Raw genomic sequence first — 14,993 nt, forward strand, 5'->3', positions numbered from 1 at the left:
CATGTCCACATCCCGCGGCCGTTCCGGGGGGCGCCGCGCGAGCCGCCCTTCGGATCGCAGGCGGCGGCTGCGGACTGTCGACGAGACGTCGGCAGGTGGGCTCGTGGTGGACCCCGCATCGGGCACGGCCGCGGTGATCGGGCGGCTGGACCGGCGGGGACGGCTGCTGTGGTCGTTGCCCAAGGGCCACATCGAGGCCGGTGAGACGGCCGAGGAGGCGGCGGTGAGAGAGGTCGAGGAGGAGACCGGCATCATCGGCCGCGTGGTCGCACCACTGGGCACCATCGACTTCTGGTTCGTCGCCGAGGACCGGCGCGTGCACAAGACCGTGCACCACTTCCTGCTGCGCGCCCTCGGCGGCGAACTGTCCGACTCCGACGTCGAAGTCTCCGAGGTGGCCTGGGTGCCGCTCGAGGAGCTCGAGTCGCGGCTGGCCTACGCCGACGAGCGACGCTTGATCCGGCGGGCCACGGAGCTCCTGGAGGAGACGGCGTGAAGCCGATCGCGACCCTGGTCGCGATCCCGGTTCGGATGCTCACGGCGCTGGCGCTGACGGGGCTGGCACTGACGGGACTGCTGCTCGTAGGGCCGTCGGCCACCCCGGCGTACGCATCTCCGGCCCGGGCCGCGCCCCTACAGTTCCCGTTCCAGCTGGATCCGGACGGGGCCGCCGGGCCGCTGCGACTGGACCTGACGCAGCTCACCCCGCGCGTCGTCACCACGGCGGGGCCCCGCATCCTCACCCTCGCCGGCACACTGACGAACACCGGCGACCAGCCGATCGGGGACCTGGTGATCCGCGTGCAGCGCGGCGAACCGCTGGGCACGGAGGGCGCGCTCCGCGACGCCCTGGACGGCGACGCGAGCACCGATGCGGTCACCCCCCAGTTCACCGGGCTCCCCGGGGAGCTCGCACCGCGTGGCCAGATGCCGATCCGGCTGACCGTGCCGCTCCGGGGCGCGCCCGGTACGAGCCTCGCTCTCGACTCCGTCGGGGTGCACGAGCTGCTCGTCAACGTCAACGGGGTGCCGCGCGACGGCCAGCGGGCGCGACTGGCCGCGGTCCGGATGCTGCTGCCCGTGATGTCGCTGCCGCCTGCCCCCGACGGGGCGGGCAGCGTTCCTCCGCCTCCCGCGGGCGCGGCGATCCCGTTCTCGCTGCTGTTCCCGATCACCGACACCCCGCGGCTGGTGGCGACGGTGCCGGGCGAGCCCACCCTGCTCACCGACGACGACCTCGCCGCGTCCATGGCTCCCGGCGGCAGGCTCGGCAGCCTCGTCTCGGCGCTCACCACGAGCGCGCCTCCGGGGTCCAGCGTGCGGGCGGCCACCTGCCTGGCCATCGACCCCGATCTCGTGGAGACGGCGTCCCTGATGCGCGCGGGGTACGAGGTCGAGCGGCCCGGTGGCGGCGGCCCGGTGCCCGGGACGGGTGCCGAGGTGGCGGGGCGCTGGCTGGACAGTCTCGAAGCGGTGGCGAAGGGCGGCTGTGTGATCGCGCTGCCGTACGCGGATGCAGATCTCGTCGCTCTGACGAGAGGTGGGCTCGGGGACCTCGCGACGACGACGATCCGGGAGGGCAGGCAGGTCCTGTCCGACGTCCTGCACAACACGGTCGTGCCCGGCGTCACGTGGCCCGTCGGAGGCGTGGCCGACGACCCCGCGCTGGACCGGATCGCCGAGGCCGACGGCCGTTCACTGGTGCTCTCCGCGGACGGCGTCGACCAGGGCCGCGTGCAGCGTCACAGCGGCGTGGTTCCCATCGCAGGCGGAAGCCTGCCCCAGTTCGCGGTGCTGACCGATCCGCTGCTCACCCGCGCCGCCTCCGGGCCCAGCAGCTTCTCCGGCCCCGACCCCGGCCGCGGCGGTGCCGTGGTGTCGACCACCCCGGCAGGCACGGTCGGTCCGCTGTCCACCCAGGACCTCATCGGCGCCCTCACCTTCCGCACGGAGGAGGCGCCGGACGGGACCGCCGCTCCCGGCCCACTCGTGCTCGCACCGCCACACCAGTGGGCGGTCGAGGGCGACGGAGCCGACGCGCTGCTCGCCACCGTCGACCAGCTCATCGAGGCTCGCCGGATCGTGCCCCGCGCGCTCGACGGGGTGCTCTCAGCAGGTCCGCCTGCCGGGACCGCCCCGCTGGCGCCCGCCTACCCCTTGCGGGCGGGCGGCAGTGAGATCCCCGGCAGCGCGGTCGACATCGTCGGCGAGACCGCACGCGACATCGAGGACCTGAGCTCTGCCGCGGTACCGCGCTCCGGCGTGGGAGTCAGCCCCGACGACGCGTTCGACCCGCTCCGGCTCGGCCTCGCCCGGCCGGTCTCGGCGGCCTGGCGGGGCCGGCCTGCCGCCGCCACCGCGTCAGCCACCGCCGGCGCGGCGAGGGTGGCCGAACTGCGGGCATCGGTGCGCGTGCTGGAGCCACCGAGTCCGTACTCGCTCGGGACCTCCGACGCCCCGATCCTGATCACCGTCGCGAACGGGTTGCCGGTCACGGTCGAGGTCCACGTCCAGATCCTCCCGTCGGCAGGCCTGCGCGTGGCGCCGATCCCGCCCCAGCAGGTGCCACCACTCGGCAGGCGGCAGGTACGGGTGAGCGCCGAGGTCACGCGCTCGGGCCAGTTCATCGTCCAGGCCGCGGTACGCACTCCGGGTGGAGAACTGCTCGGACCACCGAGCCGCCTGCGGGTGCGGTCCACCGCTTACGGCACCATCACCGTGTGGCTGACGGCGAGCGCGGGCGGACTGCTCGTGGTGCTGGCGGTCCGTCGGATACTCCGGCGGGTCCGCGGCGAACCGGGCCGGGGCCGTCCGGCACCGGAGACGGACGGCCGCCCGGAGCCGCTGCGCCCCCGCCCGGACCACCCTGGTCCCCCGGGCCCTGGGCGGGTCCCCCCGTCGAAGACGGGCGACCCGTTCCCGGACCCCCTCGAGGTCACCGACCGCCTCCCGGTGCCCCACCCCCGGCCCGACGGCCCGCCCCGCCCCCCGGGTCGCGGCCCGCAGCCGCCCCGCGTCCCCAGCCCGTGACCAACCCCGTTCCGGACGACAGCCCCACGGAGCAGTTGGTGGTCGTGACGCCGCGGAAGGAGCCGTCGCTCGGGCGGTCCAGCAGCCTCATGGCGGTCGCGAGCCTGGTCAGCCGGATCACCGGGTTCCTGCGACAGGTCGCGCTGTTCACGGTGCTGGGCGCCACGATCATCAACGACTCGTACACGCTGTCGAACACGCTGCCCAACATCGTCTACGAGTTCCTGATCGGCGGCGTGCTGACCAGCGTGATGATCCCGCTGCTGGTGCGTGCCCAGACCGAGGACCGCGACGGCGGCGAGGCCTACACCCGCAAGCTGCTCACCCTCGCCGGGATCGCGCTGGTGGTGGCCACCGCGGTCGCCATGCTCGCGGCGCCCCTGCTGACCCGCATCTACATCGGCAGCCAGAGCACGGGCACGGCCGACCCGGCGCTCGCCACGACGCTCGCCTACATGCTGCTGCCGCAGATCTTCTTCTACGGCATGGGCGCGCTGCTCGGCTCGATCCTCAACAGCCGGGGCGCGTTCGGCGCGTTCGCCTGGGCCCCGGTGCTCAACAACGTCGTCGTCATCGGGGTCGTCGCGGTCTACATGGTGGTGCCGGAGGGCGCGCGCCTGCTCGTGCTCGGTCTCGGCACCACACTCGGGATCGCCGTGCAGACGGTCGTCCTGATCCCGGCGGTGCGCCGAGCCGGGTTCCGCTACCGCCCGGTGTGGGGCTGGGACCCACGACTCACCACCGCGGGCGGGCTCGCCGTGTGGGTCACGGCGTACGTGCTGATCGGCCAGGCCGGGCTGATCATCACCTCCCGGGTGGCCTTCGCCGCTGACCAGGGGGCGTACGCCGTCTACGCGAACGCCTGGCTGCTCCTCCAGGTGCCCTACGGGGTGCTCGGCGTCTCGCTGCTCACGGCGCTGATGCCGCGGATGAGCCGCTCCGCCGCCGAGGGCCGGACCCAGGACGTCGTGGCGGACCTGTCACTCGGCACAAGGCTCTCCGCGGTGTTCCTCGTGCCGATCTCGGTGCTGCTCACGATCTTCGGCACGGAGGTCGGAGTCGCGCTGTTCGGGCTCCGGCAGGCGAACCTGGACGGCGCCACCCTGCTCGGCACCACCATCGCGGTCTCCGCCTTCGGGTTGCTGCCCTACGGCGTCACGATGCTGCAACTGCGGGTGTTCTACGCGCTCACCGACAGCCGGACCCCCACGTTCATCCAGCTGTTCACCGTCGCGGTCAAGGTGCCACTGCTGCTGCTGTGCCCGGTCCTGCTGCCCCCGCAGGACATCGTGCTCGGGCTCGCTGCGGCCAACGCCGTGTCGTTCGTGGCCGGCGCCGTGGTCGGCCAGGTGTTCCTGCGGCGCCGGTTGGGCCGGGTGCCGACGGGGCAGGTGCTGGGCACCGTGGGCCGGTCACTCCTCGCCTCGGTCGCAGCCGGGCTGCTCGCTCTCGGGGCCGTCACCCTGCTCGACCGGATGCTCGCGGAGCTTTCGCCGTTGGCGAGAGCGTGGATCGAGCTCGCGGTGGCAGCGGTCGTGATGGCGATTCTGACCCTGATCGCGATGAAGCTGCTACGAGTGCGCGAAATAGACTCCGCGCTCGCTCGCCTCGAACGGCTCGTCGACCGGCGCAAACCTCGGCGTAGGGCCTCCCCCTGACGTACCCTTCGAGTGGGGCGGGAGTGGTTCGCGGTGTCTGGGGAGGTCGTGGAAGTGAGTGAGTTGGCGAGCCCACCGTCGGGTGCGGCGGCGCCATGGGAGGGGGGAGCGCCCACCACCGATGCGGCGCCTACACCATTCGTCCCGGAGCAGAAGCGTCCGGAGGATGCGCCCACGGTTCGGCTGGGGCCGTCTTCCGAGACTCCCACCGTTCGCGCGGTCCCATCCAGCACCATCGCAGGCACCGAACTCGCCGGCCGTTACCGGCTGCGCACGCGCGTCGGTTCCGACACCGCGGCAGGCGCCGAGTTCTGGCAGGCCGAGGACACGATCCTGCGCCGCGACGTCGGCGCCACCGTGCTGCGGAGGTTCAGCGGCGAGAGCATCTCGGAGAGCGAGGCCGCTGCACGCGCCGACGAGATCGTCGCGCGAGCCCTGCGCGCAGGCAGTTTCGAGCACAGCGGGTGCGCCCGGCTCCTCGACGTGCTGGCTCCCGGCACCGGCGGCATACCCCACGACGTGCTGGGGGTCGCGGTCACCGAGTGGGTGCCCGGACGGAGCCTCGCCGATGTCGTGGCCGACGGGCTGATCAAGCCGATCGCGGCAGCTCGCGCGGTGGCCCCGCTCGCTGCCGCGGCCGAGGAGGCACACCGCCACGGCCTCGTGCTGGGCTGCGACCACCCTCAGCGCGTGCGGATCACCCCGGAGGGGCGTGTACAGCTCTGCTTCGCGCTGCCCCGTCCCAACGTCACCGCGGCCGACGACATCCGTGGGCTCGGCGCAGTGCTCTACACCCTTCTCACCTCGCGGTGGCCGCTGTCCACCGCCGACGCCGCGCTGGCCGGTCTCGGTGCGGCCGAGCGCTCGCCGGGCGGCTCTCTCGTGCCCCCGTCGGAGCAGCGACCGGGCGTACCCGTCGAACTCGACGCGATCACTGCGGGCACGCTCGGCCCTGCCGGCGCACCCGGCCAGGTCCACACCGCCGCCGCGGTCCACCGCCTCCTCGACGAGGTGGTCGCCGAGCAGGACCGCATGGCGCTGTTCCCCCCTGCCGACGACGGCGTGCCCTCCGGACCGGGCGACGTGTGGCAGGACAAGGGACGCGCCGTCACCCCTCCCGACCCGCGACGCAGGCGCAAGCTCGCCACCGGGCTGACCGCGCTCGCCGTAGCGGTCCTCCTGGTGCTCGGATACGTCGCGGTTCAGCTCGGCTCGGTGTTCTCGGAAGGCAACGCGCCGCCCATCAAGGTCGACGGTGGAGCCATCTCCGCCCCGGCCGCCGACGTCGCGCAGCCGGGTCCGGCGGCCGCGCCGGGCGCCGTGGCGGCGGTCGCGGGCGTCCAGGTCTACGACACCGTGGGCGACCGCGACAACTCCGCGCGCGTGTCCCGCGTGATCGACGGCGACCCGTCGAGCGGGTGGAGCACCTTCAGCTACAAGCAGCAGTTCCCGGCGCTCAAGCCCGGTGTCGGGGTGATGGTGTCGTTCGCGTCGGCCGTGCAGCTCTCCGAGCTCACGATCGAGTCGCCGAGCGCGGGCACGGTGATCCAGGTCCGCTCGGCTCCCGCCCCGGATGCGGCGTTCGACGAGACCGTGCCGATCGCCGAGGTCACGCTCAGGGACCACAGCACCCCGGTGTCGCTCGCGGGAAGCCAGCCGGTCACGCACGTGCTGCTGTGGATCTCGAAGCTCAGCGGTGGCGGCGACGCCCATTCCAGCGAGATCGACGAGGTGCAGTTCCTCCGCGCCGGTACGTGATCGTCGTCGGTTCTTCGGAGCAGTCACGGGTGATGCGAGGGCGCCCAGCTCGTGGGGCGTCCTCGCATCAGGCGATGGAGCTGCGGGAGAACGCGGCTTAGGACGGCTACTTGACCGTCTTGTCCAGCCACCTGGAAATGCGAGCGGCGACATCCTCCCAGATGGGATTCAGAATGACGCCGTGCCCTTGCTCGGGCAGGATATCGTACTCTGCGCCCATTTCCTTCGCGAGGGACTCGACATACTCGTGGGGTACGACCGAATCGCACTCCGCTCCCAGTAGGTACGCGGGAGCGGTAATACTGCTCACGTCGAGATCAACCGTCCACCGAGTGGCCTCGATGACCGCCCGAGGGGATTCCGGGACGACCAGAGATGCATATCTCTGCGCTTCGTCGTCGGCCACCGCGTCCCAGAACACCTCACGGAGCGCTCGGGCTGGAATCAGCCACATGCTCGACGGGTCGACCGGCAAGGGGATTTCTGCGCCGGCATGCTTCTCGGGCACCACGGGAGTGAGCAACACCAGGGCTTTCACGGGACTTTCGCTCGCATATGCCAGAGCCGCGAGACCGCCCATACTGTGGGCTATGAGGACGGGATCCCCGGGCAGCCGATCAGTCACCACACGTATCTCTCGCGTGACATCCATAATGGAGCGCTGAAGTGCCTCTGCGGGCGCCAGAGCATCAGAACCGTGGTGGCCGAACCAATTGAGACAGGAGGAATGCCATCCGCGGCCGGCCAGATCCGGAGCGACATGTTCCCAGGCCCAGCTCCCCTGGGTACCGCCGTGCACGAAAACCAAGGAGGGCAGCGACGATGGCTCTCCGTACCGTTCGACCCGCACACCTTCGATCTTCTCATCTGCATAGAGCAGGTGCATTCTTTCCTCTGCGCGGTCAGACATCGAACGCCCCGTTTCGGTTGGATCTCTCACCGGCGTCCGCCTACCAGGCACAGAGCCGTCGCTCGGTCTTCGCGGCAGGCGACCCCCTCACCTGCGCCGAAGGCCCTAGTTATTACGATCGATCGTTCTTTCTTGCTGAGGTTACGAGCGCTCGGGTCTACTTGTCAACATGGACAGTCAGACGCCTGAGCGGGGCGTCACCACCGGGGGTGCCCCCCGTTCTTCCGCATCACGCCGCCCCCGGCGATCCGACGGAGAGCGCAGCTACCGGGCCATCATGGAAGCGGCAACCAGGCTGGCCACCGAGCGAGGCCTGGACGGACTGTCGATCGCGGATCTGGCGGTCGCAACCGGGATGAGCAAGGGAGGGCTCTATGCCCACTTCGGCGCCAAGCTGGAGCTCCAGCTGGCCACCATCGCCGCGGCAGCCGACATCATGAACGCTCAGGTGATCGGTCCGGCCCTGAGCGCGCCCGAGCCGATCGCCCGACTACGCGCCTTGTTCGAGAATTTCCTGAACTACGCCCAGCACACGTTCCCCGGCGGCTGCTTCTTCGCGGCTGCCAGCTCAGAGTTCGGCGCCCGTGCCGGTGATGTCCGCGAACTTCTCGTCAAACACCACATCGCATGGACAAGTCTGCTCACCGACATCATCAAAGATGCCTGCGAAGCAGGTCAGCTGGCCATCCGCGACAAGGAACCCGCCCAGCTGGCGTTCGAGTTCGACAGTTTTCTCCACCTGGCCAACGACAACTACGTCCTGCACCGGGACCACGAGCCCATCCAACGCGCCCGCCGGGCCGTTGCCTGGCTCCTGGAATACCACTCGCCGGACCAGTGCAGATCGAGCTGAAGAACCACGTGAAGTGGGGATTTCGCTCCTGCGTTCACGCCGGCGGGGACTCGACGATCCCGCGACAACACGACTCGCGAGACCTGCTCACCGAGTCACCGGCACGTCGCCCCGGTTCCTGATCATCACCAGTTCTCCGGAACGGCCACGGGAGACGGCGGCCGCCACCTAGTCTCCGGCTCGTGTGCTCCCCGGCTGCCACCGATGCGGAGCTGTTGTTCGCACACCGGGCGGGCGACCGGCACGCGTTCGCCGAGCTGGTTGCGCGCTACCGGTCCCGCCTGTGGGGGCTGGCGCTACGCACCCTGCACGACCCGGAGGACGCCGCCGACGCCGTCCAGGAGACCCTCGTGGCCGCGTTCCGGTGCGCCGGCTCGTACCGAGGGGACGCTTCGGTGCGCACCTGGCTCCACCGGATCCTGGTCAACACCTGCATCGACCGGATCAGGCACGAGCGCAGACGCACCACCGTTCCGCTGCCGGACCGCGACGTCGCGGCAGGGCAGCCCGATCTCGCCTCCGAACTGGTCACCCGCCTGACGGTCGACGCCGCCCTCGCGGCGCTGCCCGTCGAGCAGCGGTTGGCCGTGGTGCTGGTGGACGTGCAGGGTTGGCCGGTGATGGAGGCCGCAGAGCTGCTGGAGGTCCCGGTGGGCACGGTGAAGAGCCGCTGCGCGCGGGGCCGCGCACGCCTGGCGGTGCTGCTCGGGCACCTGAGGGAGGAGGTGCGATGACCGCCGAACACCCTGACCTCGCGGAACTCGCCGACCTGGACGCCGGGCTGCTCGACCCCGGCCGCGCCGCGCGGGTACGCGCTGCGGCGGCTGCCGACACCGACGCGACGGCAGTGCTGGACGCGCTCGCCGCCGCCCGCGCCGAGCTGGCGGCGCTGCCCGCCCCGGCCGTGCCCCCGGAGATCGCCGCGCGGTGGGATGCGGCATTGGAGCGGGAGGCGGCCTCCGCCGCCCTGGATGCTGCAGGCCCGCGGGTGGACACCGGGCGCGCCGCGGGTGATCCCGGTCCGCGTCGCGGGGCACCATCTGGCCGTCCGGGGGGCACGTCCCGGCCGGCGCGCACCCGCCCGTCACGGCGGTGGCCCCGACCGTCCGTCGGCGCCGCAGCGGTGCTCGCCGCTCTCGTCGTCGCCGGTGGGGTATGGGGCCGGGCCGCCCCGCTGCCGTCCGTCGATCGTGTGAACCTGGCCGCTGTCGCACGGGCGGCGGTCGGCGCCACCGACGCAGGCGACCTCGCCGACCCCGAACGACGTGCGGGCTGCCTGCGCGCCGTAGCCCCCACGCTGGAGCCCGACGCCATGCTCCTCGGTGGGCGTCGAGTCGAGCTCGACGGCCGCGAGGGCGTGCTGCTGGTGCTCGCCACGGGGCGGCTGGGCACCTTCGACGTGGCGGTCGTCGACCCGGGCTGCGGGCCCGCAGGAGGCGTGCTGCTGGCGTCCATGCGGATCGGCGGGTGATCCCCGCCACCCGCGGGCGGTGCCCGGTAGCTGTCGGAATGCTTGCCCCTGGGATCGTGTTGACAAGCACAGACAAACAGGGGAGGCATGGCGCCAGTGACCACCGACGAGGTGCGTGAGCTGATCATCATCGGGTCCGGGCCGGCCGGGTATACCGCGGCCGTCTATGCGGCTCGGGCTCAGCTGAGGCCGCTGGTCTTCGAGGGCACCCAGTTCGGCGGCGCCCTGATGACCACCACCGAGGTCGAGAACTACCCCGGCTTCACCGACGGCATCATGGGCCCCGAGCTCATGGAGCAGATGCGTGGCCAGGCCGTGCGCTTCGGCGCCGAGTTGCGCGCCGAGGACGTCGAGGAGGTATCGCTGGAGGGCGAGGTCAAGACCGTCCTCGCCAACGGCGTCACCTACCGCGCCCGCGCGGTCGTGCTGGCCATGGGCGCGGCCGCCCGCTACCTCCACGTTCCCGGGGAGCAACTGCTCCTGGGCCGTGGTGTGAGCGCTTGTGCCACGTGTGACGGCTTCTTCTTCCGCGACAAGGACATCGCCGTGATCGGCGGCGGTGACTCGGCGATGGAGGAGGCCATCTTCCTCACCCGGTTCGCCCGATCGGTCACGATCGTGCACCGCCGCGAGGAATTCCGTTCCTCCAGGATCATGCTGGAGCGGGCGAAGAGCGAGCCGAAGATGCGCTGGCGCACCAACGCCGAGGTCGTCGAGGTCGTGGGCGACAAGAGCGTGGCCGGCCTGAAGCTGCGCGACACGGTCACCGGCGAGGAGTCCCTCCTGGAGGTGTCGGGCATGTTCGTCGCCATCGGGCACGACCCCCGCAGCGCACTCGTTCGCGACGTGCTCGAGACCGACGAGGACGGCTACGTGAAGGTCCAGGCGCCGAGCACGCGCACGGCCATCCCCGGCGTGTTCGCCTCGGGTGACCTCGTCGACAAGACCTACCGGCAGGCGATCACCGCCGCGGGCTCCGGCTGTGCCGCGGCGATCGACGCCGAGCGCTGGCTGGCCGACGGCCCGGTGCCCAGCGAGTTGGCCGGCGGCGGCTACGGCCAGGTGGCCGAGCAGGTCGCCGCGGTCACCGGCTGAACGAATTCTTTGATCCTCACCGACGAACGGAGATTCCAATGGCCAACACGGTGAACGTCACCGACGACTCATTCGACGCTGACGTACTCAAGAGCGACAAAACAGTCGTGGTCGACTTCTGGGCCACCTGGTGCGGGCCGTGCAAGATGGTCGCGCCCGTTCTCGACGAGATCGCCGGTGAGAACAAGGACAAGCTGACCGTGGCCAAGCTGGACATCGACGCCAACCCGTCGACAGCCCGGGACTACCAGGTCATGTCCATCCCGACGATGATCGTCTTCCAGGACGGCAAGCCGGTGAAGCAGATCGTGGGAGCCAAGCCGAAGGCTGCGTTGCTCTCGGATCTCGCCGACTACCTGGGCTGATTCGATCCACCCCGAGTACCCCGCTTCCGAAGCCGGAAGCGGGGTACTTGTCTATCACGACACAAACATCGGCCGACACGGCCCGCCATCCCCCATCGGGGAACCGGCAGGGCACAATGAGCGACGATCCGAGCACCGCAGCGACGGTGCCTGACGAACGAGCGAGGAGTGCATGCAGCTGCTGCGCCGAGGTGACAGCGGTCCGGCCGTCGTCGAGATCCGGTCCACGCTGCGACGGTTCGGCCTGCTCGGCGACAGTCCGGAGAGTCCGGGGGACGACCGCTTCGACCACGCCGTCGAACAGGCCGTACGTGCGTTCCAGCAGCAGCGGGGCCTGATCACCGACGGGCTCGTCGGACCGGCCACCTACCGCGCACTGCGGGAGGCCGGGTGGACCCTCGGCGACCGGATGCTCGCGCTGATGATCTCCGCCCCGATGAGCGGTGACGACGTCGTCGCTCTGCAGGAGCGGTTGCTCGAGCTCGGGTACGACCCAGGGCGTCCTGGTGGCGTCTTCGACGAGCAGACCGAGGCCGCGCTGCGGAAGTTCCAGCGCGAGTACGGTCTCGTGCCCGACGGTCTGTGCGGTCCCGCCACCTTGCGCTCACTCCGCCAGCTCGGCCGCAAGGTCACCGGCGGCCGGCCCCACCTGCTGCGCGAGCAGGAGCTGCTGCGCCAGGCAGGCCCGCGGCTGCGCGGCAAGCGGATCGTCGTCGACCCCGGCCACGGCGGGCCGGACCGCGGCATCATGGCGGCCGGTGTCGCGGAGGCCGACCTCATGTGGGATCTCGCCCGCAGGCTCGTCGGCCGGATGACAGCCACGGGTATGGACGCGATGCTCTCCCGGCAGGAGGACACCTGCCCCGCCGAGACCGAGCGGGCAGCGTTCGCCAACAGCGCCGGCGCCGACCTCGTGCTGTCGCTGCATACCGACGCCAACCGCAGCATGCACGCCCAGGGCCTTGCCACTTTCCATTTCGGCAACGGCTCCGGAGCCACGTCCACCGTCGGTGAGGCCCTCGCCGGCTTCATCCAGCGGGAGCTGCTCACGCGCACCGCGATGTACGACTGCCGCACCCAGGGCCGAACCTGGGAGCTGCTGCGGCTGACGCGGATGCCGACGGTTCGGGTCGAGATCGGGTATCTGTCCCACATCGGTGACCGCAAGCGGCTGCTCGATCCGGCGTTCCGCGACGTGGTGGCCGAGGGCATCCTCGTCGCCGTGAAGCGGCTCTACCTGTTGGGTCAGGACGATCAGCCCACCGGCACCTTCACGTTCTCCGATGTGCTCGCACGCGAGCTGGAGCGCGGAGCGCAGGCGATCTGACCCGTAAGATCGGGCATATCGGTCATTACGGGCACTCGTACATCCACTTTTCTTGATGTACGGGCCCGTGAGCCGCGACACGGCAGGGTCCAGCCCCTCGCACCGGCACGGGGCCCGCAGCCCGTCAGCGTCCGCTACAGGGCGCCCTGTACGGGCGTGAGAGCTCCGCTCAGGAGCGGGTGGGTACCTGCCGGCGCGGCTGATCGCTCACGCTGGAAGCCTGCATCGGGATGGTGATCGTGCCGAGCAGTTGCTCCAGCGCGGCCTCGACGTCTTCCTTCCACGTCATCGCGGAGCGCAGCTCCATCCGCAGACGCGGGTACCGCGGGTGGGGCCGGATGGTCTTGAACCCGACGCCGCGGAGGAAGTCGGCGGGGATGAGGCAGCCGGGCTCGTCCCCGGGCCGCTGCTCGCCGAACACCTCGATCGCCTTGACACCGCGGCGCGTGAGATCCCGCACGACGGCCTGCGCGAGCATCCGGCCCAGACCCTCGCCCGCGAACTCCGGCATCACCTGCATGGTGGTGAGGAGCACCGCGTCGGCGCTGACCGGACCGGTCGGCAGCTCCGCCGCCCGCGGCGACGCCGAGGGCGGGGCATAGATCACGTAGCCGGCCGGGACGCCGTCCATGTGGACGATGCGCCCGCACGATCCCCACTCGAGAAGCACCTCGGAGACCCAGGCCTCCTTCTCGAGCTCGGTGGACCCGAAGTCCGCCGCCTGCTTAGCGAGATGCTCCGACAGCTCCCAGAACACGCATCGACGACACCGCTTGGGCAAGTCGTCGAGATTGTCCAGGGTGAGGGGCGCCATGTGCCACGACAAGAGCAACCTCCGGCGACCAGATCCATTGAGAGAACGCCGCCGCCCCTCGCGTCGACTTCTCGACCATAGATCGATCCAGCAAGAACCGACACCCCGAGTACTGCGACTGGTGTCTCACCCACGACGAACTGAAGGAAGTTCCCTCTTCCCGGTTACACTCGGTGGGCCGCAGCCCCCGATCGGCGTCCCCGCTGCCGAGGAAACCCCGGGAGGATCCACCGTGCCGCAGTCGGCCGTGCCCCCGTCACAACGACCGTCCGGCATCGAATCGGCGGCGGCACCAGTGCCGGCCGAGCGGTTCGCCGCTCGCACGGCGGGCATGACCGCATCGGAGATCCGCGCGCTGTTCGCCGTGGCGAGCAGGCCGGAGGTCGTCTCGCTGGCCGGCGGCATGCCCAACCTCGCCGCCCTGCCCCTCGGCGCCCTGGCTGCCGAGGTGGCCGACCTCGTGCAGCGCGAGGGAGAGGTCGCGCTGCAGTACGGCTCCGCACAGGGCGTGCCCGCGTTGCGCGAGCAGATCTGCGAGGTGATGGCGCTCGAAGGCATCCGCGCCGATCCGGACGACGTGGTCGTCACCGTCGGCTCGCAGATGGCACTCGACCTCGTCACGCGCATCTACTGCGACCCGGGTGACGTCGTGCTCGCCGAAGGCCCGTCCTACGTCGGCGCGCTCGGCAGCTTCGCCGCCTACCAGGCCCGCGTCGTGCACGTCGCGATGGACGAGCACGGCCTCGTCCCGGAGTTGCTCCGCGAGGCGCTCCGCACGCTCGCCGCGCAGGGGATCACACCGAAGTTCCTGTACACGATCCCGAACTTCCACAACCCCGCAGGCGTCACCCTCGCCGTCGAGCGCCGGGCCGAGATCCTGGAGATCTGTGCCTCCTACGGGGTCGGCGTCGTCGAGGACAACCCCTACGGGCTGCTCGGGTTCAGCGGCCGCACCTACCCGGCGCTGCGCTCCCTCGACCGCTCGGTGGTCTACCTCGGATCGTTCTCCAAGACCTTCGCGTCCGGCCTGCGCGTGGGGTGGGCGCTGGTGCCGCCCGCGGTGCGCGACCGCCTCGTGCTGGCCGCCGAGTCGGCCACCCTCTGCCCACCGAGCTTCACGCAGATGCTCGTGTCGCGTTACCTCAGCGGGCACGACTGGCGCAGCCAGATCAAGACCTTCGCCGAGGCCTACCGCGACCGGCGCGACGCCCTGCTGGACGCTCTCGACACGTACCTGCCCGACGGTTGCACGTGGAACGTGCCCGACGGCGGCTTCTACGTCTGGGTCACGGTGCCGGAGGGGGTAGACACGAAGGCAATGCTGCCGCGAGCAGTCACCGCCCGCGTCGCCTACGCCTCCGGCACCGGTTTCTACGCCGACGGATTCGGCAGCCGGCAGCTGCGCTTGTCCTACTGCTACCCGACCCCGGAGCGCATCACCGAGGGCGTCCGCAGGCTCGCGGGCGTGCTCGAGGCGGAGCTGGACGTCATGCGCACGTTCGGCTCGCCTGCCCGTCCCGCGGTGGGCCCCGCGCCGGCACGCAACGGCCCCCAGACCCCCAGCCCCCACACCCCCTGACGCCAGGCCCCCGACCCCGCGCGGATCGTGCTCCCGCGCGGGCCGCAGGACCGCCCGCGAGTCGCCAAGATTCTGCGCGCGAGTCGCCGAAATTGGGTGCGCGAGTCGCCGAGAACCGGTGCATGAACCGCCC

General features: G+C 71.1%; 13 protein-coding genes. 11 read left to right on the top strand and 2 right to left on the bottom strand.

Annotated elements, in window-relative coordinates:
* The first annotated feature begins 1 nt into the window (after position 1).
* From AC5L35_RS08785 to AC5L35_RS08800, 4 genes are read left to right on the top strand one after another with little or no spacing between them, the layout of a single operon-like run.
* Complete coding sequence (locus AC5L35_RS08785; protein WP_169400212.1) at positions 2 to 496, top strand: NUDIX domain-containing protein; 495 nt, start codon at positions 2 to 4, stop codon at positions 494 to 496.
* Entirely contained in the window at positions 493 to 3,030 is a 2,538-nt protein-coding gene (locus AC5L35_RS08790; protein ID WP_495059054.1) for a DUF6049 family protein, read from the top strand. Before AC5L35_RS08785 ends, AC5L35_RS08790 begins: the two co-directional genes overlap by 4 nt.
* Positions 3,027 to 4,688, top strand: a complete 1,662-nt coding sequence (murJ, locus tag AC5L35_RS08795; protein WP_495059055.1) for a murein biosynthesis integral membrane protein MurJ — start codon at positions 3,027 to 3,029, stop codon at positions 4,686 to 4,688. Before AC5L35_RS08790 ends, murJ begins: the two co-directional genes overlap by 4 nt.
* A gap of 54 nt (positions 4,689 to 4,742) precedes the next feature.
* Positions 4,743 to 6,446 carry a protein kinase family protein gene (locus tag AC5L35_RS08800; RefSeq protein ID WP_495059056.1) on the top strand — a complete coding sequence of 568 codons (1,704 nt, stop codon included), beginning with the start codon at positions 4,743 to 4,745 and terminating at the stop codon, positions 6,444 to 6,446.
* Positions 6,447 to 6,552: 106 nt separating this feature from the next.
* Here the strand turns inward: AC5L35_RS08800 and AC5L35_RS08805 are convergent, their stop codons facing one another.
* Positions 6,553 to 7,332 carry an alpha/beta hydrolase gene (locus AC5L35_RS08805; RefSeq protein WP_495059057.1) on the bottom strand — a complete coding sequence of 260 codons (780 nt, stop codon included), beginning with the start codon at positions 7,330 to 7,332 and terminating at the stop codon, positions 6,553 to 6,555.
* Positions 7,333 to 7,633: 301 nt separating this feature from the next.
* Between AC5L35_RS08805 and AC5L35_RS08810 the strand changes: the two genes are divergently transcribed.
* The 6 genes from AC5L35_RS08810 to AC5L35_RS08835 all read left to right on the top strand — a co-directional run bounded on the left by AC5L35_RS08810 (position 7,634) and on the right by AC5L35_RS08835 (position 12,467).
* The gene (locus AC5L35_RS08810; RefSeq protein ID WP_495059058.1) at positions 7,634 to 8,209 is read left to right on the top strand and encodes a TetR/AcrR family transcriptional regulator; all 576 of its coding nucleotides are present in this window, start codon (positions 7,634 to 7,636) and stop codon (positions 8,207 to 8,209) included.
* Positions 8,210 to 8,391: 182 nt separating this feature from the next.
* Positions 8,392 to 8,943, top strand: coding sequence for an RNA polymerase sigma factor SigM (gene sigM, locus AC5L35_RS08815; RefSeq protein WP_495059059.1), 552 nt, complete (start codon positions 8,392 to 8,394; stop codon positions 8,941 to 8,943).
* Positions 8,940 to 9,680: an RsmA family anti-sigma factor gene (locus AC5L35_RS08820; protein ID WP_495059060.1), complete on the top strand. Its 741-nt coding sequence runs from the start codon at positions 8,940 to 8,942 to the stop codon at positions 9,678 to 9,680. Before sigM ends, AC5L35_RS08820 begins: the two co-directional genes overlap by 4 nt.
* Before the next feature lie 87 nt (positions 9,681 to 9,767).
* A complete protein-coding gene (gene trxB / locus AC5L35_RS08825) occupies positions 9,768 to 10,775 on the top strand; it encodes a thioredoxin-disulfide reductase (RefSeq protein ID WP_495059061.1) in 1,008 nt (335 codons plus the stop codon).
* A 38-nt stretch (positions 10,776 to 10,813) separates the two neighbouring features.
* The gene (gene trxA / locus AC5L35_RS08830) at positions 10,814 to 11,140 is read left to right on the top strand and encodes a thioredoxin (protein WP_169400095.1); all 327 of its coding nucleotides are present in this window, start codon (positions 10,814 to 10,816) and stop codon (positions 11,138 to 11,140) included.
* A gap of 172 nt (positions 11,141 to 11,312) precedes the next feature.
* On the top strand, positions 11,313 to 12,467 hold the full coding sequence (locus tag AC5L35_RS08835; RefSeq protein ID WP_495059062.1) for an N-acetylmuramoyl-L-alanine amidase: 1,155 nt from the start codon (positions 11,313 to 11,315) through the stop codon (positions 12,465 to 12,467).
* 169 nt (positions 12,468 to 12,636) lie between these two features.
* On the opposite strand, the gene AC5L35_RS08840 is transcribed toward AC5L35_RS08835, so the two are convergent.
* Positions 12,637 to 13,293, bottom strand: a complete 657-nt coding sequence (locus tag AC5L35_RS08840; protein ID WP_495059063.1) for a GNAT family N-acetyltransferase — start codon at positions 13,291 to 13,293, stop codon at positions 12,637 to 12,639.
* A gap of 235 nt (positions 13,294 to 13,528) precedes the next feature.
* On the opposite strand from AC5L35_RS08840, the gene AC5L35_RS08845 reads away from it, so the two are divergent.
* Entirely contained in the window at positions 13,529 to 14,860 is a 1,332-nt protein-coding gene (locus AC5L35_RS08845) for an aminotransferase-like domain-containing protein (RefSeq protein WP_495059264.1), read from the top strand.
* The last annotated feature ends 133 nt before the right edge of the window (positions 14,861 to 14,993 follow it).

It is taken from the genome of Pseudonocardia sp. OZ21 (genome assembly GCF_059359135.1).

What these genes read in the sequence shown, in the direction of transcription:
- AC5L35_RS08785 (WP_169400212.1), top strand. Translation starts at nt 2, where the DNA reads ATGTCCACATCCCGCGGCCGTTCCGGGGGGCGCCGCGCGAGCCGCCCT.
- AC5L35_RS08805 (WP_495059057.1), bottom strand. Translation starts at nt 7,332, where the DNA reads ATGCACCTGCTCTATGCAGATGAGAAGATCGAAGGTGTGCGGGTCGAA.
- AC5L35_RS08810 (WP_495059058.1), top strand. Translation starts at nt 7,634, where the DNA reads ATGGAAGCGGCAACCAGGCTGGCCACCGAGCGAGGCCTGGACGGACTG.
- AC5L35_RS08820 (WP_495059060.1), top strand. Translation starts at nt 8,940, where the DNA reads ATGACCGCCGAACACCCTGACCTCGCGGAACTCGCCGACCTGGACGCC.
- trxB (WP_495059061.1), top strand. Translation starts at nt 9,768, where the DNA reads ATGGCGCCAGTGACCACCGACGAGGTGCGTGAGCTGATCATCATCGGG.
- trxA (WP_169400095.1), top strand. Translation starts at nt 10,814, where the DNA reads ATGGCCAACACGGTGAACGTCACCGACGACTCATTCGACGCTGACGTA.
- AC5L35_RS08835 (WP_495059062.1), top strand. Translation starts at nt 11,313, where the DNA reads ATGCAGCTGCTGCGCCGAGGTGACAGCGGTCCGGCCGTCGTCGAGATC.